Annotated in this window: 16 protein-coding genes; 8 read left to right on the top strand and 8 right to left on the bottom strand. The window is 72.1% G+C overall.

The window, feature by feature from the left end; translation table 11 throughout:
* Window positions 1-322: 322 nt before the first annotated feature.
* From ACFWIA_RS13660 to ACFWIA_RS13650, 3 genes are all read left to right on the top strand, one after another.
* A complete protein-coding gene (locus ACFWIA_RS13660) occupies window positions 323-1,198 on the top strand; it encodes an HAD family hydrolase (protein ID WP_387003607.1) in 876 nt (291 codons plus the stop codon).
* 424 nt (window positions 1,199-1,622) lie between these two features.
* Window positions 1,623-2,633 (top strand): polyprenyl synthetase family protein, encoded by a 1,011-nt coding sequence (locus ACFWIA_RS13655; protein WP_387003604.1) that lies wholly within the window; start codon window positions 1,623-1,625, stop codon window positions 2,631-2,633.
* Between the two features lie 279 nt (window positions 2,634-2,912).
* A complete protein-coding gene (locus ACFWIA_RS13650; protein WP_387003601.1) occupies window positions 2,913-4,187 on the top strand; it encodes an outer membrane lipoprotein carrier protein LolA in 1,275 nt (424 codons plus the stop codon).
* A 193-nt stretch (window positions 4,188-4,380) separates the two neighbouring features.
* On the opposite strand, the gene ACFWIA_RS13645 is transcribed toward ACFWIA_RS13650, so the two are convergent.
* A complete protein-coding gene (locus ACFWIA_RS13645) occupies window positions 4,381-5,328 on the bottom strand; it encodes a helix-turn-helix transcriptional regulator (protein ID WP_387003598.1) in 948 nt (315 codons plus the stop codon).
* A gap of 193 nt (window positions 5,329-5,521) precedes the next feature.
* Between ACFWIA_RS13645 and ACFWIA_RS13640 the strand changes: the two genes are divergently transcribed.
* From ACFWIA_RS13640 to ACFWIA_RS13630, 3 genes are all read left to right on the top strand, one after another.
* Window positions 5,522-6,466 (top strand): alpha/beta fold hydrolase, encoded by a 945-nt coding sequence (locus ACFWIA_RS13640; protein ID WP_387003595.1) that lies wholly within the window; start codon window positions 5,522-5,524, stop codon window positions 6,464-6,466.
* Between the two features lie 64 nt (window positions 6,467-6,530).
* Window positions 6,531-7,517: an ABC transporter ATP-binding protein gene (locus tag ACFWIA_RS13635; protein ID WP_387003592.1), complete on the top strand. Its 987-nt coding sequence runs from the start codon at window positions 6,531-6,533 to the stop codon at window positions 7,515-7,517.
* A complete protein-coding gene (locus ACFWIA_RS13630; protein WP_387003589.1) occupies window positions 7,504-8,421 on the top strand; it encodes an ABC transporter permease in 918 nt (305 codons plus the stop codon). Before ACFWIA_RS13635 ends, ACFWIA_RS13630 begins: the two co-directional genes overlap by 14 nt.
* Before the next feature lie 25 nt (window positions 8,422-8,446).
* On the opposite strand, the gene ACFWIA_RS13625 is transcribed toward ACFWIA_RS13630, so the two are convergent.
* From ACFWIA_RS13625 to ACFWIA_RS13605, 5 genes are all read right to left on the bottom strand, one after another.
* Entirely contained in the window at window positions 8,447-9,532 is a 1,086-nt protein-coding gene (locus ACFWIA_RS13625) for an ABC transporter ATP-binding protein (RefSeq protein WP_387003586.1), read from the bottom strand.
* A 25-nt stretch (window positions 9,533-9,557) separates the two neighbouring features.
* Entirely contained in the window at window positions 9,558-11,195 is a 1,638-nt protein-coding gene (locus tag ACFWIA_RS13620; RefSeq protein WP_387003583.1) for an ABC transporter permease, read from the bottom strand.
* 31 nt (window positions 11,196-11,226) lie between these two features.
* Window positions 11,227-12,294: an iron ABC transporter substrate-binding protein gene (locus tag ACFWIA_RS13615; RefSeq protein WP_387003580.1), complete on the bottom strand. Its 1,068-nt coding sequence runs from the start codon at window positions 12,292-12,294 to the stop codon at window positions 11,227-11,229.
* Window positions 12,295-12,497: 203 nt separating this feature from the next.
* On the bottom strand, window positions 12,498-13,454 hold the full coding sequence (locus ACFWIA_RS13610) for a M28 family metallopeptidase (RefSeq protein ID WP_387003577.1): 957 nt from the start codon (window positions 13,452-13,454) through the stop codon (window positions 12,498-12,500).
* A 151-nt stretch (window positions 13,455-13,605) separates the two neighbouring features.
* Window positions 13,606-14,064 (bottom strand): VOC family protein, encoded by a 459-nt coding sequence (locus tag ACFWIA_RS13605; protein ID WP_387003575.1) that lies wholly within the window; start codon window positions 14,062-14,064, stop codon window positions 13,606-13,608.
* Window positions 14,065-14,148: 84 nt separating this feature from the next.
* On the opposite strand from ACFWIA_RS13605, the gene ACFWIA_RS13600 reads away from it, so the two are divergent.
* Window positions 14,149-14,766, top strand: a complete 618-nt coding sequence (locus ACFWIA_RS13600) for a CGNR zinc finger domain-containing protein (protein ID WP_387003852.1) — start codon at window positions 14,149-14,151, stop codon at window positions 14,764-14,766.
* Between the two features lie 48 nt (window positions 14,767-14,814).
* Here the strand turns inward: ACFWIA_RS13600 and ACFWIA_RS13595 are convergent, their stop codons facing one another.
* On the bottom strand, window positions 14,815-15,267 hold the full coding sequence (locus tag ACFWIA_RS13595) for a winged helix-turn-helix transcriptional regulator (RefSeq protein ID WP_387003572.1): 453 nt from the start codon (window positions 15,265-15,267) through the stop codon (window positions 14,815-14,817).
* A gap of 146 nt (window positions 15,268-15,413) precedes the next feature.
* Between ACFWIA_RS13595 and ACFWIA_RS13590 the strand changes: the two genes are divergently transcribed.
* On the top strand, window positions 15,414-16,835 hold the full coding sequence (locus tag ACFWIA_RS13590; protein WP_387003850.1) for an MFS transporter: 1,422 nt from the start codon (window positions 15,414-15,416) through the stop codon (window positions 16,833-16,835).
* Here the strand turns inward: ACFWIA_RS13590 and rarD are convergent.
* A complete protein-coding gene (rarD, locus tag ACFWIA_RS13585; protein ID WP_387003848.1) occupies window positions 16,832-17,716 on the bottom strand; it encodes an EamA family transporter RarD in 885 nt (294 codons plus the stop codon). The two genes, ACFWIA_RS13590 and rarD, sit on opposite strands and share 4 nt — an antisense overlap.
* Between the last annotated feature and the right edge of the window lie 314 nt (window positions 17,717-18,030).

Raw genomic sequence — 18,030 nt, 5'->3', positions numbered from 1 at the left:
GTGGTGCGGGGGCAGTGACGGAAGGGCCCGCCGTGCCCGATCGGTCAGATGACCGGATTCCGGGTTCTCCGGGGCCGTCGGCCCGGGCGCGCTCCGGCGGGCCGCCGCGCGCCGCGGTGGAAGCACCGCCCGCGCAGCCCGTGCTCCTCGCACAGACGGGCGCATGCGCAGCTTCGTACGCAGGGGTGTTCGGGAGCGGGGCGCGCCGGGGCCGAACGGAGCCTGAAATACCGTCAGACTCCATTACCGCACCGACCCCCTCTCGGTCATCTCCTGGCCACTGTGGGCCCGTTGGGCGTGCGGCGTCCGTATTCTCGGGATCATGCCCGCACTTGCATTCGCCCTCATCGCCACCGATCTCGACGGCACCCTGCTGCGCGACGACGACTCCCTCTCGCCGCGCACCCGCGCCGCCCTGTCCCTTGCCGTCGCGGCGGGCGCGACGCACATCGTGGCCACCGGCCGGCCCGTTCCGCAGGTCGTGCCGGTCCTGCGCGGACTGGGCCACCAGGGGCTCGCGGTGTGCGGTCAGGGCGCCCAGCTCTACGACGCCGGCACCGGGCGGATCGTCTGGTCGGTCACGCTCGACCGGGAGATCGCCGAGGTCGCCCTCGGCAAGATCGAGGCGGAGGTCGGCTCCGTGTACGCGGCGGTCAACCAGGACGGCACGGACGGGCTGATGCTCATGGAGCCCGGGTTCACGGTCACCCATCCGACCCTGTCGGGGGAGCGCGCCCGGCACCGCGACGAGCTGTGGTCCCGTCCGCTGACCAAGGTGCTGATCCACCGCCCCGGAATCCCCGAGGACGCGCTGGCCGCCGCGGCCCGCGCGGTCGTCGGGGACCTCGTCACCATCACGATGGCGGGCCCCGGCGCGGTGGAGCTCCAGCCGCTCGGCATCACCAAGGCCACCGCCCTGGCACGGGCCGCCGCGCTGCTCGGCACCGGTCCGGCGGCGACCCTCGCCTTCGGCGACATGCCCAACGACATTCCCATGTTCCTGTGGTCGGCCCACGGGGTCGCCATGGCCAATGCGCACGAGGACCTGAAGGCCGTCGCCGACGAGATCGCGGTGTCCAACGAGGACGACGGGGTCGCGGTGGTGCTGGAGCGGCTCTACGGGGCGGCGGCGGACCTCCGGGCGGGGATCGTGAGTCAGGCCCGTCCGCGGGCTCGGGTGGGGCGGGCTCGGCCCTGAGGCCGGGGTGGCGCGCCGCGGGGGCGGGTGCGCTGCGCCTGGTCGGGTGCGTTCTGCTGGGCGTGCGTGGTTTCTGTGGGGTGCGCTTCGGGTTCGCGTAGTTCCCCGCGCCCCTTGATCGGGTGCGTTCCGCTCGGGTGCGTTGCCCGTGGCCGGGGGCGGTGGTCGGGGGGGCGAGCGGGGATGGGAACCTTGTGCCGGAGCTGGCTTTTCCCGCCTTTCGGTGGTTTCTCCGCTATCTCGGGTGAAATCAGATGAGCTGATCAAAAACGCGGCAACGTCGATCGCGTGCCGACCGCCATGGGCGGGCGGGGGCTCACAGTGATCGAAAGGGGACCGGATACGCTGACTTGAGTGAGGGCAGCGACACATCGACCAGCCATGTGTACGACCTAGTGATCGTCAGCAGACAGGAGACCCCCTCGTGACCGTCGTCGGGCCTTTCGGGCTGAGCGTGCGGGACCAGGCTCTCGAAGCCGATGTCCAGGCCGGATTGGCTGCTGTCGAGGAGGGGCTGCTCGACGCCACCAAGAGCGAGGTGCCCTTCATCACGGAGGCGGCCCAGCACCTGGTCCGCGCCGGGGGCAAGCGGTTCCGCCCCCTGCTGGCACTGCTGGCGTCCCAGTTCGGCGATCCCGACTCGCCCGGGGTGGTGCCCGCGGCCGTCGTCGTCGAGCTGACGCACCTGGCGACGCTGTACCACGACGACGTGATGGACGAGGCCGACGTCCGGCGCGGGGTGCCCAGTGCGAACAACCGCTGGGACAACTCGGTGGCCGTCCTGACCGGCGACTTCCTGTTCGCGCGCGCCTCGCACATCCTGGCCGACCTGGGGCCGGACGCCGTCCGCATCCAGGCCGAGGCGTTCGAACGACTGGTCACCGGGCAGATCCTGGAGACCGCGGGCCCCCGGGACGGGCGCGACCCGGTGGCGCACTACCTCGACGTGATCGGCGGCAAGACCGGCTCCCTGATCGCCGTGGCCGGCCGCTTCGGCGCGATGATGTCCGGGGCCGACGAGACGGTGGTGACCGTGCTGACGCAGTACGGCGAACGGCTCGGCATCGCCTTCCAGCTCGCCGACGACGTCCTGGACATCGCCTCCGACTCGCACGAGTCGGGCAAGACGCCGGGGACCGACCTGCGCGAGGGCATCCCCACCCTGCCCGTGCTGCGGCTGCGGGAGCGCGCGGAACGACTCGGCGACCCGGACGACCTCGCCCTGTGCGAACTCCTCGCCTCGGACCTGAGCGACGACGCCCGGCACCGGGAGGCCCTGACCCGGTTGCGGGCGCATCCCGCGCTGGAGCACGCCCGCAAGGACACCGTGCGCTACGCCGAGGACGCGCGCGCCGCCCTGGAACCACTACCCGAGTGCGATGCCAAGGCCGCGCTGGTCGAACTGTGTGACGCCGTGGTGCACCGCGCCGGTTGAGTCTCCCGGCGCTGCCCCTGCGGCCCGGCCCCCCCCGATCCGCCCCCCCGATCAGGCTCCCCGACCCGGGCCCATCCCCTACGGGAGGGGTAAGCGTTCCCCCGCTCATGTCATACCCGGGCAGTACGTGAAGTTGGCTCCGAGGTCTGACGCCCCACCGCCTCCGGTTTGGTGTCATGGGGGAAGACCACTCCTGAGCAGTTCCAGTGAGAATGGCGGCGCGGGGTGGACCCAAGAGGGATACGGAAGGTCGCCGCCGACCACGGAGGTAGGGCACACATGGCACCGTACGAATCCAACAAGACTTCCGACGCGGACGTCGAGCCGGGCGCACGCCCCGCACGCCCCCGCGCGGGACGCCGCCGGGCGGCCAGGTACGCCGTCCCGGTGACGGTCGTGGGAGTGGCGGCGGCGACCATCGGTCTGGTCCCCGCGCTCGCCGACTCGGGAGACCCGGACCTGCCGAAGATCAGCGCCCAGCAGCTCATCGAGAAGATCGCCGCCTCGGAGACCGAGCAGCTCTCCGGCACGGTGAAGATCAGCACCGATCTGGGACTGCCCGACTTCGGTGACGCGCTGAGTTCCTTCGTGCCCGAGGCCGGAGAGGGCGGCAGCGGCTCCGCGGACCCGCAGGCCAAGCTGATGGAACTCGCCTCGGGTACGCACACGCTGCGCGTCGCGGCCGACGGCCCCGAGCGGACCAAGCTGTCGATCCTGGGCAAGGGCTCCGAGTACAGCCTCATCCAGAACGACGGCGACGTCTGGGCCTATGACAGCGGCTCCAACCAGGTCTTCCACGCGAAGGACGTCACCGCGGGCGCTCCCGGCGAGGACGCCCCGAAGCGGGGCGCGGACGTGCCCGCCACACCGAAGGAGTTCGCCGACGAGGTGCTCAAGGCGGCTGGCGACACCACCTCGGTCACGGTGGACGGCAGCTCCCGGGTCGCCGGGCGGGACGCCTACAAGCTCGTCCTCAAGCCGAAGCAGGCCGGTTCCACGGTCGGTTCGGTGCAGATAGCGGTGGACGCGAAGAACGGCGTCCCGCTGAAGTTCACGCTGGTGCCCGCATCCGGGGGCAGCGCCATCGTCGACGTCAGCTTCACCAAGGTCGACTTCGCCAAGCCCGCCGCCTCGACGTTCGACTTCACCCCGCCGAAGGGTGCCGACGTCACCGAGGCGGACGACCTGGCGGACGCCAAGAACGACAAGGGCTCGGAGGACCTGGGCAGGTTCGACGGCTTCGGGCTGCCCGGCCTCGGCAGTGCCCAGAGCGGCGCGGGGTCGAAGACCCTCGGCGAGGGCTGGAGCACCATCGCCCGGATAGGTGAGCCCGGCGGGTCCGCCGCGTCCGGCGAAACCGGCCGGGGAGACGAAGGGGCGGGCGCGGCCCAGCAGTTCCTCGACTCCCTCGGGGACAAGGTCTCCGGTTCCTTCGGTTCGGGGACGGTGTACTCCACGCGTCTGATCAACGCCCTGGTGACCGACGACGGCACGGTGTACGTCGGTGCCGTGACCAAGGACGCGCTGGTCAAGGCGGCCAACAGCGACCGCTAGGCCGCAAGGTCCGGGGGCGGGGTGCGGCGCGGCGGGACCGCAGCGGTCACCTCACCCCCGGAAATGGGTGCCCCGTTGCCGAGAGCCGGCCGGGGGGCGGTATCCGGGGTGATCTGACCCGCCAGCAGGTGTCGCCGGAACGCATCGCGATGTCCTCGGGGGCGCACTGGACGATCGACACCACGGGACGGTCTCAGCCGTATCGCTCGACGAGCGCGGTGCCGATCGCGGCCAGGTGGTCCCGCACGCCCGGAGGGCCGGTCACCTCCAGCCATTCGACCAGCCCGGCGAGCTCGCCGGCGAGTGCGTACGCGTTGTGGCCGCGGATCAGGACCTCGATCCGGCCGTCGGCCGTGGAACCCCCCACCTGGAGTCGGCTGCCGAGCATCATCCGGAGCAGGTACATCCCGGGGGGTGCGCATACCGCCTGGATTTCGAGGGGCGCTCGCCTGCGTTCGATCTCGTCGGCGATCTCGTGCCAGCTCTCGGCGAGGTCGAAGTCCTCCGGTCGGTGCACGGGATCGTCGGTCGGGTCGGCTGACGAGACGCGGTCGATGCGGAAGGTCCGCCGGCCGGCCTCGGTGTGGCAGACGAGGTACCAGGACGGGCCCTTGGCGACGATGCCCAGCGGGTGGACGGTTCTTTCGGTTTCGGCGCCTTTGCCGTCGACGTAGCCGAGCCGCACCTGGACGCCGCGGATCACCGCGTCCTGGAGTTCGTCGAGGAAGCGGGGCGGCCGGGGCTCGATCCGGCTCGATCCCCATCGCTGCGGGTCCGTGACCAGCGACGACGCTGCTGCCTCGGCCTGCACCCGGAAGGGTTCCGGCAGGGCGTGGACGAGCTTGCGCAGTGCTGCCTTCACGGCCGGTGTCGCCGTCGAGGCCGGGCCGGCGACCAGGAACAGGGCGCGGGCCTCGCTGGCGGTGAGCCCGGACAGGTCGGTACGGGCGCCGCCCACCAGGCGCCAGCCGCCGCTGCGGCCCTGGAGGGAGTACACGGGCACCCCGGCCATGGCCAGGGCGTCGAGGTCGCGGCGGGCGGTGCGCTCGGAGACCTCCAGCTCGCGGGCGACCTCTGCCGCTGTCACCTGCTCGCGCCGTTGCAGCAGGAGGAGGATGGCCACCAGCCGATCGGTTCGCATACCGACGACACTTCCATAAAAACCGGTCATGGGCTGACCGGTTTCGGTCGGCAGGATGGCGACATGGCCTCACCGGCGAGTCCCGCTGCCGTAGCCGTATCGCCCCCCTGCCCACCCGGGGTGCGTCGGCGCATTCTTCGGGAACCTCCGCCGTCTGAGCCCGATCACCCTGAAAAGCAAGAGAGGCAGAGCCATGTTCGATCCGGTTGATTTTCCCGAGCCCACCCTCGTTTCGGTCAACGGCGTGGAGCTGGAAGTCTTCGAAGCGGGCCGGCAGAATGCCGGAAAGCCCATCGTGCTCTGTCACGGCTGGCCGGAGCACGCCTTTTCCTGGCGTCATCAGATGCCCGCCCTCGCCGCGGCGGGTTACCACGTCATCGTGCCGAACCAGCGGGGTTACGGCAATTCATCCCGTCCGGCCGAAGTGACGGACTACGACATCGAGCACCTGTCGGGTGATCTCGTCGCGCTTCTCGATCACTACGGGTACGAGGACGCCACCTTCGTCGGTCATGACTGGGGAGCGATGGTCGTCTGGTGCCTGACCCTGCTGCATCCGAACCGGGTCAACAAAGTGATCAACCTCAGCTTGCCTTACCAGGAGCGCGGAGAAACGCCTTGGATCGCGTTCATGGAAGCGGTGCTCGGCGGCGACTTCTACTTCGTCCACTTCAATCGGCAGCCGGGTGTCGCGGACGCCGTGTTCGACGAGAACACCTTCCGGTTCCTCCGCAACCTGTACCGGAAGAACGAGCCCCTCAAGGAGCCTCAGCCGGGTATGGCGCTGATCGATCTCGCCAGAGCGGAGAAGCCGCTCGGTGATCCCGTCATGAGCGACAGCGAACTGGCCGTTTTCGTCTCCGCCTTCGAATCGACCGGGTTCACGGGCAGTGTGAACTGGTACCGGAACCTGGACCGCAACTGGCACTTGCTGGCGGACGTGGACCCGATCATCCAACAGCCCACGCTCATGATCTACGGCGACCGGGACGTGATCCAGAAGTCGGAGCGGCTGGCGGAGTTCGTGCCCCGGGTGGAAGTGGTCAGTCTGGACTGCGGTCATTGGATCCAGCAGGAAGAGCCGGAAGAGACGAACCGGGTGATGACGAAGTGGCTGGAAGAGCAGGATGCCGACTAGCGTCATCTGATCCGGTGGCCCGGCGGGACCGGCGACATCCCGTGGGCGGCGGGTAGCGTCAGGGATGGAGGTGGGGCGCGTGACGGAACGGATCGAGGGGCCGCGTGTCGACGGGGCGCGGGGCGTGGCGATTGAAACGAGGGGGCTCACCAAGCGGTACCGCGGTGGGCAACTCGCCGTCGACCGGCTCGACCTGAGCGTGCCCGAGGGGACCGTCTTCGGGTTCCTCGGACCCAACGGCTCGGGGAAGACCACCACGATCCGCATGCTGATGGGGCTGATCGAACCGACCGGGGGTTCCGCCGAGGTGCTGGGGCACTCCATGCCCGGTGCCGCGCGCACCGTGCTGCCCCGGGTGGGCGCCCTGATCGAGGGCCCCGCGCTGTACGGCTTCCTGAGCGGGCGGGACAACCTCCTGCGGTACGACGCGGCGGATCCCACCGCCGATCCCCGTACCCGTCGGACCCGGGTCGGCGCCGCTCTGGACCGGGTGGGGCTCACCGCCGCCGCGGGGAAACGGGCCCGGGCCTACAGCCTCGGGATGAAGCAGCGGCTGGGGCTCGCGGCGGCCCTGCTGCGGCCCCGCCGCCTCCTCGTCCTGGACGAGCCGACCAACGGCCTCGACCCGCAGGGCATGCGGGAGATCCGCGCCCTGGTGCGGGAGTTGGCGTCGGACGGGACGACGGTGTTCCTCTCCTCGCACCTCCTCGACGAGATCGAGCAGGTGTGCACCCATGCGGCGGTGATGGCCCGGGGCAGGTTGATCACCCAGGGCCCGGTCGCGGAGTTGGTCGCGGGCGGGCGCGGCCACCAGGGGGTGACCGCCCCCCCCACCGCGGCGGTGGGGGGGGGGGGGGTGTCGGGCGGGGTCGCGTGGGTCTCCGCCGACGGGGACCGGGTGCTGGCGGAGCCCCCCGAGGGCGACCTTGCGGAGGTCACCGCGGCACTGGTGGCGGCGGGCGTGCGGGTGCGGGGCTTCGGGATCGAGCGGGGCTCGCTGGAGGACGCGTTCGTCGCGCTCACGGGGGAGGGTTTCGATGTCGCTCAGTGAAACGACCGCCACGACCGGCGCGACTGCCACGACCGGCGCGGTGCCGGGGGAGCGCACTGCCCGGTGGGCCTGGACGTTCGGGCTGCTGCGGTCCGAACTGGGTACCACGTTCCGGCGCTGGCGGACCCTCGCCCTGCTGGCCGTGCTCGCGGCGGTGCCGATCCTGATCGGCGTCGCGATCCGGGTGGAGACGGGCGGCGGCTCCACGGCGGGCGGCGGCTCCGGGGAGGCGGGCCCGGCGTTCCTGGCCCAGGTCACCAACAACGGGCTGTTCCTGGTGTTCGCGGGACTCGCCGCGACCCTGCCGTTCTTCCTGCCCATGGCGGTCGGCGTCGTCGCGGGGGACGCGATCGCGGGCGAGGCGAGTGCCGGCACCCTGCGCTACCTGCTCGTCGCACCGGCGGGCCGGAGCCGACTGCTGCTGGTCAAGTACGCGACGACGATGACGTTCTGCCTGGTGGCGACCCTGGTGGTGGCCGTGTCGGCACTCGCGGTGGGGGCGCTGCTGTTCCCGCTGGGCGAGGTCACCACCATCTCGGGCACCCGGATCGGGTTCGCCGAGGGGCTGGCCCGGGCGGTGTTCATCGCGCTGCTCGTCGCGGTGTCCCTGCTCGGGGTCGCCGCGCTGGGGCTGTTCGTCTCCACGCTCACCGGCAGTGGGATCGCCGCGATGGCGACCACCGTCGGGCTGCTGATCACGGTGCAGATCCTGGACCAGATACCCCAACTGGACGTGCTGCACCCGTATCTGTTCTCGCACCACTGGTTGTCGTTCGCCGATGTGATGCGCGCCCCGGTGTACTGGGACGACATCGTCCGGAACCTCGGCGTGCAGGCCCTGTACGCGGCGGTGTTCGGGTCGGCGGCGTGGGCGCGGTTCACCACGAAGGACGTGACGACGTAAGGCCCCGTCACCCGCGACGGCTGCGTCACCCGCGGTGGAAGGTGCCGTTCCCCGCGACCCGTACGCCGACCACGTCACCGGAGCGCACCGCGACGGGGCCGGGCACCCGTACGGTGACCGTGCCCGCCTCCGCGACGGAGACGAGGACCAGCGCGTCGTGCCCGTGGAAGCGGACCTCGGTGACCCGTCCCGTCGGGGTGTCCGGCCCGGCCTCCGCGGACGGCACCAGTCGCAGGTGCTCCGGGCGCAGGACGACCGTGCCGACCCGCTGAGCGGCCCCGGCGTCCGGGTCGGTGACCGTGACGGGCCCGAGCGCGGTGACCGCCCGCCCGACGCCGACGCCGTCCCCGGCCCCGGCGCCGTCCGCGTCGAGCGTGCCGGGCAGCCGTACGGCGGCCCCGACGAACGACGCCACCCACGGGTCGGCGGGTCGGGCGTACAACTCCTCGGGAGGCGCGCACTGCACGACCCGGCCGGCCCGCAGCACGGCGACCCGGTCCGCCGAGGACAGGGCCTCCTCCTGGTCGTGGGTGACCAACAGCGCGGTGGCCCCGGCGGCCCGGAGCGCCGTCCGGACGTCGGAGCGCAGCCCCGCCCGCAGCCCGCTGTCGAGCGCGTTGAACGGCTCGTCGAGCAGGACCAGCGCGGGGCGGGGCGCCAGGGCCCGGGCCAGTGCCACCCGCTGCTGCTGTCCGCCGGACAGTTCGTGCGGCATCCGCTCGCCGAAGTCCCCGAGCCCCACCAGCTCCAGCATCTCGGCGGTGCGCGAGCGCCGTTCGCCGCGGGGGGCACCGCGCAGCCCGAAGGCGACGTTGCGTGCCACGCTCAGGTGCGGGAACAGGGCCCCCTCCTGGGCGACGAGGCCGATCCCGCGCCGCTCCGGCGGTATCCGTACGCCCGGTCCGCTCACGGTGCGGCCCCCGACCGAGACCTCGCCGGCGTCCGGATCGAGGAACCCGGCGATCACCCGCAGCAGCGTCGTCTTGCCGCAGCCGGAGGGGCCGAGCAGGGCGGCCACCTCGCCCTCGGGCACGGTGAGGTCGACCCCGTCGAGCACCGGGTCGCCCGGTCCGTACGAGCTGGACACCGAGGTGATGCGCAGCCCGGTCACCGGGGCCTGCTCAGCGGGGCGGAGGTCATGAGCGCCTTCCGAGGAGGTAGGAGGGGACGGCGGCGAGCAGCACGATGGCCGCGGCGTAGGGCGCGGCGCCGGCGAAGGCGCCGGCGCCGGTTTCGGTCCACAGCCGGGTGGCGAGGGTGTCCGTCCCGGTGGGCCGCAGCAGCAGCGTCGCCGGGAGTTCCTTCATGATCACGACGAAGGTGAGGGCCGCGCCCGCCCCGATGCCGGGTGCGGCGAGCGGCACGGTGACCTCCCGCAGCACCTGGAGGGGGCTGCGGCCCAGCGAGCGGGCGACGTCCTCCAGCACCGGCGGCGCCTGGAGCACCGCGGCGCGGGCCGAGGCGACGGCGACCGGCAGGAACAGCACCACGTACGCGACGACGAGCAGCGGGAACTCCTGGTACAGCGGATAGGCGTACCGGATGGAGAAGAACACCAGGGCCAGTCCGACGGTGATCCCGGGGACGGCGTGTCCCGCGTACACGGACTGTTCGAGGAGTCGGGCGGGCCGCCCCCGGTAGCGGGCCGACAGCACCCCGACCGGGAGGGCGAGCAGGGTGGTGACGGCGGCGCCCACGGCGGCGACGCCGAGGGTGGCGAGCACTGCGGGCCAGAACTTCTCCCCGTCGAAGCCGGAGTTGCCGACGGTGAGCCAGTAGCCGAGGGTCGCCAGCGGGAAGGCGACGGAGGCGCCGGCGACGGCGGTGCACCAGACCAGTGCGGGGGCGGTCCACGCACCGAGCCGCAGGCGGACCGGTGGCCGGGCGCTGCCCCGGCCGGTGCGGGAGTGGCCGGCCCGGCCCCGGGTGCGGTTCTCCGCCCGCACCAGCAGCACGGTCATGGCGACCAGCACGCAGCCGAGCACGGCGGCCGGGGTGCGGTCGAAACTCGCCTGGTACGAGGTGTGGATGGCCCGGGTGAAGGTGTCGTACCGGGTGATCGACACCGAACCGAAGTCCGACAGGACGTACAGCGCCACGAGGATCGCGCCGCCGGCCGCCGCGGGCCGCAGCTGCGGGAGGGCGACCTTCAGGAAGGCGCCCAGTGCGCTGCTGCCCAGCGACCGCGCCGCTTCCTCCTGCGCCGGGTCGATGCCCCGCAGCACCGCGGCCACCGGGAGGTAGACGTACGGGAAGCAGGCGAAGGTCAGGGTGATCGACGCTCCGGTCAGCCCCGCGAGCGAGGGCGCCGCGGAGATCCAGGTGAAGGCCGCGACGTAGCTGGGCACGGCGAGCGGCAGCGTCGCGAGCACCGCCCACGCCTTGCGGCCGGGCAGATCGGTCCGCACGGTCAGCCAGGCCAGGGAGATCCCGAGCACCAGGGACGCGCCCACCACGATCGCGGTGAGTCCGAGGCTGCGGCCGAGCAGTTCGAGGGTGCGCTGTTCGGACACGATGTCCCAGGCGAAGCCCCATCCGCGTTCCAGGGCGCGCACCCCGAGGTAGCCGAGCGGGAGCAGGGCGACGAGCGCCGCGGCGGTGGCGGGCAGCAGCAGGACGAGCGGCGGCACCCGTCGTCGGGCGGCGGCGAGCACGGACCCGCGGGCCGAGGAACGGGCGGAGCCGCCCCGCCGCGCCCGGGACGGTCCGTCCGGGTGCGGCGGAGCGGCGCCCCGCTCCCGCGCGGCGGTCCGCGCGGTCACGCTGTCGTTCACCGTGGAGTCCGGTGTTCCTGCCGTGCGGCTGTCAGACCAGCCCGGCTTCCTTGAGCATCTCCAGGGTCTTCTGGAGCGACTCCAGCTCACCGAGGTCGATCTCCGGGGCGTCCAGGGAGGCGAGCGGGGGCAGGTCCTTCACGGTGGAGGTCACGCCGGAGGCCAGCGGGTACTCCTTGGTCTCCTCGGCGAAGTACTTCTGCGCCTCGGCGGAGAGCAGGTAGTCGACGGCCTTCCCGGCGGCGGCCTGCTGCCCGCCGTCCTTGAGGACTCCGACGCCGGCCACGTTGATCAGCGCGCCCGGGTCCCCGCCGGGGAGGAAGTGGATCTTCGCGTTGACCTTGTCGGCACCGACCTCGGCGGCCTTCTCGTACCAGTAGTAGTGGTTGATCAGACCGAGGGAGACCTCACCGGCGTCCACCGCGTCGAGGATCGCGCCGTTCTTGGCGTACTGCTTGGCGCCGTTGGCCTTGAGGCCCTTGAGCCACTTCAGGGTGGCCGCGTCGCCCTCCAGGACGCGCATGCCGGTGACGAACGCCTGGAACGAGGCGTTGGTGGGCGCGTAGCCGACCTTGCCCTTCCACTTCGGCTCGGTGAGCTCCTTGACGCTGTCGGGGACCTCGGTGGTCTGCTTCGGGTTGTACGCGATCACCCGGGAGCGGCCGGAGACGCCGACCCAGTCGTTCTCGGCGCCGCGGAACGCCTTGTCGACCTTCGCCAGCGACTTCTGCGGCGCGTCGGCGAGCAGCCCGGCGCCGGAGAGCGCGCCGAGCGCACCCGCGTCCTGCGAGAAGAACAGTCCGGCCTTGGTCCGGGAGCCCTCTTCGATGATCTGGGCGGCGAGTTCGGCACTGTCGCCGTAGCGGACCTCGACTTTGGTGCCGGTGGCCTTCTCCAGCTTGTCGATGATCGGGGAGATCAGCTCTTCGTTGCGGCCGGAGTAGATGACCAGCTCGTCCGCGGTCTTCGCCTGGGAGTCGCCGCCCTTCTTGGTCTCGGCCTTGTCGTCCCCGTCGCTCGAACCGCAGGCGGCGAGCGCGGGCAGGAGCAGGGCGGAAAGGGCTAGGGCGGTACCGCGACGGGCGAGCGGGCGACGCATGAGGGCCTCCTGGGCAACCCGGGGCCGGTGCACCGACGACCTGCGGGAACGTGTTTTCGGACGCCCTAATGAATAGGTGAGGCTTGCCTCAGTGTCAATTTTTGGTCAGTGGCCGGTCGTTTTTGGTCATACTGCTCGTTCTCGGCGGGAGCTCCGACCGGGCGGGAGCCGTCGTCGGCGCGACGGCTCCCGCCCGGGGTCCGTCAGGAGGACAGGGCCCACAGGGTGTGGGCGAGGGCGTCGCTGTTGCGGTCGAGGGCGGTCGCCGAGACGTTCGCGGTGGTGTCGCACGCCCGGTGGTAGCAGCGGTCGAAGGCCAGCCCCGCGGTCCCGCCCCACTTGGCGGCCTGGGCGGCGGTCTTGGCGTAGCTGGCGCCGGTGAACAGTCCGCCGACCGGGATGCCCACGTTCTTGAACGGGGCGTGGTCGGAACGGCCGTCGCCCTCGGTCTCCGGTTCGGTGGGGACGCCGAGCCCGGTGAAGTAGTTCTTGAAGGTCTGCTCGATGACCGGGTCGTCGTCGTAGACGAAGTAGCCGGGGTTGGGGGAGCCGACCATGTCGAGGTTCACATAGCCCTTGATGACGGAGCGGTTCGCCGCCGACAACCCGTTCACGTAGTTGCGGGAGCCGACCAGCCCCGACTCCTCCGCGCCCCACCAGGCGAACCGCAGGTGCTTGGTGGGCTGGTACTGGGTGCGCGCCACGGCGAGCGCGGTCTCCAGGACGGCCGCCGAGCCGGTCGCGTTGTCGTTGATGCCGGCGCCCGCGGCGACGCTGTCGAGGTGGGCCCCGGCCATGACCACCTGGTTCGGGTCGCCGCCCGGCCAGTCGGCGATCAGGTTGTAGCCGGTGCGCCCGCCCGAGGTGAAGGTCCGGATGGAGGTGGTGAACCCGACGGCGTCCAGCTTGGCCTTCACGTAGTCGAGCGAGGCGCGGTAGCCGGGCCTGCCGTGGGCCCGGTTGCCGCCGTTGGCGTTGGCTATGGACTGGAACTGGGTCAGATGGGCCTGGAGGGCGGTCACCGGGATGTCGGGCGCCGCAACTCTGGGCGCGGCGACGGTCCCGGTGACGAACCCGCTGGTCAGCAGAGTGGCCCCGGCGGCGAGGGCGGCGGTCAGGGCGCGTCGTGCGGCGGCGGCCCGGGTGGGGGTGGAGGGCATGGCGGGGGCTCCGGATTCCGTGGGGACGGGGGAGCCCGATGGTCAGCGGAATCAGGGATTCCCTCAAGGGCGCTATTTGGACACTGGTGTTCGGATACCGGTGGACCGTCCGGTAAGCGGACCCGGCCCGTGCGCCCGGGGGGTCGGTCCGTCAGTGCAGGCAGAACTCGTTCCCCTCCGGGTCGGCCATCAGTACCCATCCACCTGCGGGTTCCGTCACCCGGCGCAGGACCGAAGCGCCCAGGGCGATCAGTCGCGCCTCTTCCGCCTCCCGTTCCCCGTTTGGCGTGTGCACGTCGATATGTAGCCGGTTCTTGACGGTCTTCGGTTCCGGTACGCGCTGGAACAGCAGCCGGCGCCCGAGTCCCGTACCGGTGTCCCCGTCGTACGGGTCGTCGGGGTGTCGCACGGCGATGAGGTCCCGCCAGGCGCGGCGCCCTCCCGACTCGACGGTCTGGTCCTCGGTCACCGCTCCGAACCCCAGCAGTCGTTCGATGAGGGCGCTGTTGTCCTCGATCTCGTACCCGAGGGTCGCGGCCCAGAAGGCGGCCTGGGCGTGGGGGTCGCCGGCGTCGACGACGAGCTTCCAGTGCAGTGTCCGTGAGGTCATGTAACCACTTATAGTGGTTAGGTGACGGAGACGGCAAGCACGGATCAGGGCCCCGCGGCCGAAGCGGTGGTGAACGGACTCCAGTTGGGTGCGCCGCGGCGCGCTCCGGGGGACGGCCTCACCCTGCGCGACCGGGCCGGAACGACCTTCCGCTTCGACCCCGGCGCGCTCTGTCTGGAACTGCTGCTCACCGGCGGCCCGGGCTGGCTCGCCCGGTTCGAGGTGCTGCACGAACCGGCGGACCTGATCCGCTGGGCCGCCCTGAGCCGCCTCCCCGGGGGCCTCGACCTCCCCGTCACCGAGGACGACCTGCCCGCCGCCCGCGCCCTGCGGGACGCCCTCCACGGCATCGCCGCCGACCGGGTGAACGGGCGTCAGCCGGACCAGGCCGCGTACCGGGTCGTCAACGCCGCCGCGGCCCACGCCCCCCTCGCGGTGTGCTTCACCCCCGGAGGCGAACGCGGTTGGGCCCCCGGCGCCACCGCGCCCCACCTCCTGTCGACCGTCGCCCGGGACGCCGTCGAGCTGTTCACCGGCCCGCACGCCGAGCGGGTCCGGGAGTGCGCCACGGACAACTGCTCCCTGCTGTTCGTGGACACCTCCCGCCCCGGTCGGCGCCGTTGGTGCGCCATGGAGCGCTGCGGGAACCGCCACAAGGTCCGCGCCCACCGCGCACGGCAGACCCCGCCCGCCCCTCGGTGAGCCCCGCGCGCCCTGCCACGGCGGCGGTCGCCCTGCACCGGCAGCGGGTCAGCGGTCGCCCTGGTCCGCCGCGGCCCGCTCGTCGTACGAGGCACGGGCCGCGGCCACCTCGGTGCGGTGCTCCTCGGTCCACTCCACCAGCAGGTGGACCGTCTGGTGCAAGGTGCGGCCCAGCGGCGTCAGTTCGTACTCCACGCGCGGCGGCACCACCAGGTACACCGTGCGCAGCACCAGGCCGTCGCGTTCCAACTGCCGCAGGGTGACCGTCAACATCCGCTGGCTGATGCCGTCGATCTCCCGGCGCAGTTCGGTGAACCGCATCCGGTGCCCGTCGAGCAGCGCGATGACCAGCAGCGACCACTTGTCGGCGATCCGGTCGAGGATCTGCCGGACCTCGCAGTCCTCGCGGGTGTCCCACTGGAACGGATCGGGCTCGGGGCGCGCGCCGCCGCCCACGGTGCCGTCCGGGTTACTCGGTGACTTCAAAGTGCCCTCTTCCACAACTCCCGAGGGTGCCGCACGATCAAGGTGGTTACAAGAGGGAACTGACCCTCACGCCGGTAACCCGACCGGACGTGCCCCGACGGGTGCGCGGCACAGCGACCCCTCGAAGGAGCCCCGCCATGGGCGCGGAGACCACCCCCCGGATGAGCAGACGGAGTGGGGCCCTCCTGCTCGTGCTCTGCGGAACGATCTTCTTGGAGGGCGCCGACGTCGCCATGCTCGGGGTGGCGGTGCCCACGATCCGCGCCGACCTCGGTCTCGGCACCGGCACGGCGGCCTGGGTGATGAGCGGTTACGTGCTCGGGTACGCGGGCTTCACCCTGCTCGGCGGGCGCGCGGCGGACTTACTCGGTCGGCGTCGGATGTTCCTGCTCTGGCTCGCCGTCTTCGTCGCCTTCTCCGGCCTCGGCGGCTTCGCCACGGACGGCTGGATGCTCGTCGCCGCACGTTTCGTGACTGGGGTCGCCGCCGCGTTCATGACCCCGGCGGCCCTGTCGCTGATCACCACCTCGTACCCGCAGGGTCCGGCGCGCACCAGAGCGCTGATGATCTACGCCGGGGCCAACGCCGCGGGTTTCTCCCTCGGCCTGGTGACCGGTGGGCTGCTCACCGCGCTGGGGTGGCGGTGGGTGTTCTTCGCACCCGTGCTGTTCGCGGCGGTCCTGCTGGCCACGGCCTTCTGGCTGGTCCCCGTCGACCCCCCGCGCCCGCCGCGGGGCACCGGGTCCTTCGACGTGTTCGGCGCGGTCACGGCGGCCGGGGCGATGCTGCTGACCGCCTACGGGGTGGTCCGCTTCGAGCACGGGTTCCACGGGTGGCCGCTGACCGTGGCGGTGCTGGCCGTGGGCGCCCTGAGCGCGGTGGTGTTCGTCCGGGTGGAACGGCGCGCGGCCCGTCCGCTGGTCCGGTTGGGGATCTTCCGCCGGGCCGCGATGGTCCGGGCCGACCTGGGCGCCCTGCTGTTCGTCGGCTCCTTCTTCGGCTTCCAGTTCGTGCTCACCCTCTACCTCCAGGAACTGCGCGGCTGGTCCACGCTCCAGACGGCGTTCGCCCTGATCGCGATGGGGGTGGACGCGCTCCTCGCACCGACGCTCACCCCGGTGCTGGTGCGTCGGTTCGGCAGCGCCCGGGTGGTGCTCGGCGGGTTCGTCCTCGCGGCCCTCTCCTACGGGCTGACCCTGCGGATCGGGAGCGACTGGTCGTACGCCGCGATGTTCCCGGGGCTGCTGATGACCGGGATCGCCTTCGCCTTCGTCTTCGGGCCGTTGACGGTCGCGGCGACCGACGGCGTCGACTCCTCGGAACAGGGGCTGGCCGGCGGACTGCTCACCACGTGCGTGCAGTTCGGCTCGGCCATCGGCATCTCCTCGGTGACCGCGGTGTACGGGCTCGCCGGCGGGGACGCACGGCTCGGTGCGTTCCGCTGGGCGCTCACGGTGCCGCTGGGCATGGCGCTGGTCGGGCTGGCCCTCGCGCTGTACGGGATGTACCGGAGCCGTCCGCCGAAGGCGCCGTCCGCCGGTGAACCCGCCCCGCGGGACGAACGGCTGGCCGCGCCCGCCTAACCCGGGGCGAGCCGTTTGCGGGCTCGGCGGGCGGTGCGGACCGCGTCCCAGGTGAGGATCGACAGGGCCGCCCAGACCAGACCGAAGCCGACCCACCGTTCCACCGGCATGGCCTCCCGGAAGTACAGCACCCCGAGCCCGAACTGGAACACCGGCGCCAGGTACTGGAGCAGGCCCAACGTGGACAGCGGAACCCGTATCGCCGCCGCCCCGAAGCACACCAGGGGCACGGCGGTCACCACTCCGGTGGCCATGAGCAGCGCGGCATGCCCGACGCCCTCGGTACCGAAGGTCCCCTCACCCCGGGAGCCCAGCCACACCAGGTACGCGAGGCCCGGCAGGAACTGGACGGCGGTCTCGGCGGCCAACGACTCCAGTCCGCCGAGACCCGTCTTCTTCTTCACCAGCCCGTACACGGCGAACGAGAACGCCAGGCACAGCGAGATCCACGGCGGCCGGCCGGAGCCGACGGCGAGCACCACGACGGCCGCGAGCCCCGTTCCGACCGCCACCCACTGCCAGGGCCGCAACCGTTCCTTCAGCAGCAGCACCCCGATGGCGATGGTCACCAGCGGGTTGATGAAGTAGCCCAGCGACGCCTCCACCACGTGCCCGGTGTTGACGGCCCAGATGTACACGCCCCAGTTGACGGCGATGAGGATCGCCGCGACCGCGATCAGCGCCAGCTTCCGGGGCTGGCGCAGCAGCGTCCCGATCCACGCCCAACGCCGGACGACGAGCAGGGCGAGGGCGAGCGCGACCAGTGACCACACCATCCGGTGGGCGAGGATCTCCACCGCCCCGGTGGGCTTGAGCAACGGCCAGAACAGCGGGACGAGTCCCCACATGCCGTACGCGGCGACCCCGTTCAACAGCCCGATCCGCTGTTCGCCGCGGGCCGGCCGGTCCCCCTGGGGTCCGCCGCGCGGCTGGTCCGTCGCTCGGCCGCCGCCCGCCGCGCCCGGGGTCGGCGGGCCCGCCGCCGCTGTGGGGACCGTCCCGGCGGTTCCCGTTTCCGACGCCGCCAAGGCTCCTCCTCGCCACGGTCGCACCCCGGTCGGCGCGCGCGTTCCCCGACGGTAGCGCCGGGCACCCCCGGCTGTCATGCCCGTACCGGGAAGACTGACGACGGCCGGAGCGGACCGATCAACGACGAGCAGAAGCTCCGCACCTACCTGCGGCGGGTGACCGCCGA

Source organism: Streptomyces sp. NPDC127068 (assembly GCF_042724695.1).
Taxonomy (GTDB): Bacteria; Actinomycetota; Actinomycetes; order Streptomycetales; family Streptomycetaceae; genus Streptomyces.
The sequence above is the reverse complement of the archived record's forward strand: the minus strand, read 5'-3'. Positions and strand labels throughout refer to the sequence as shown.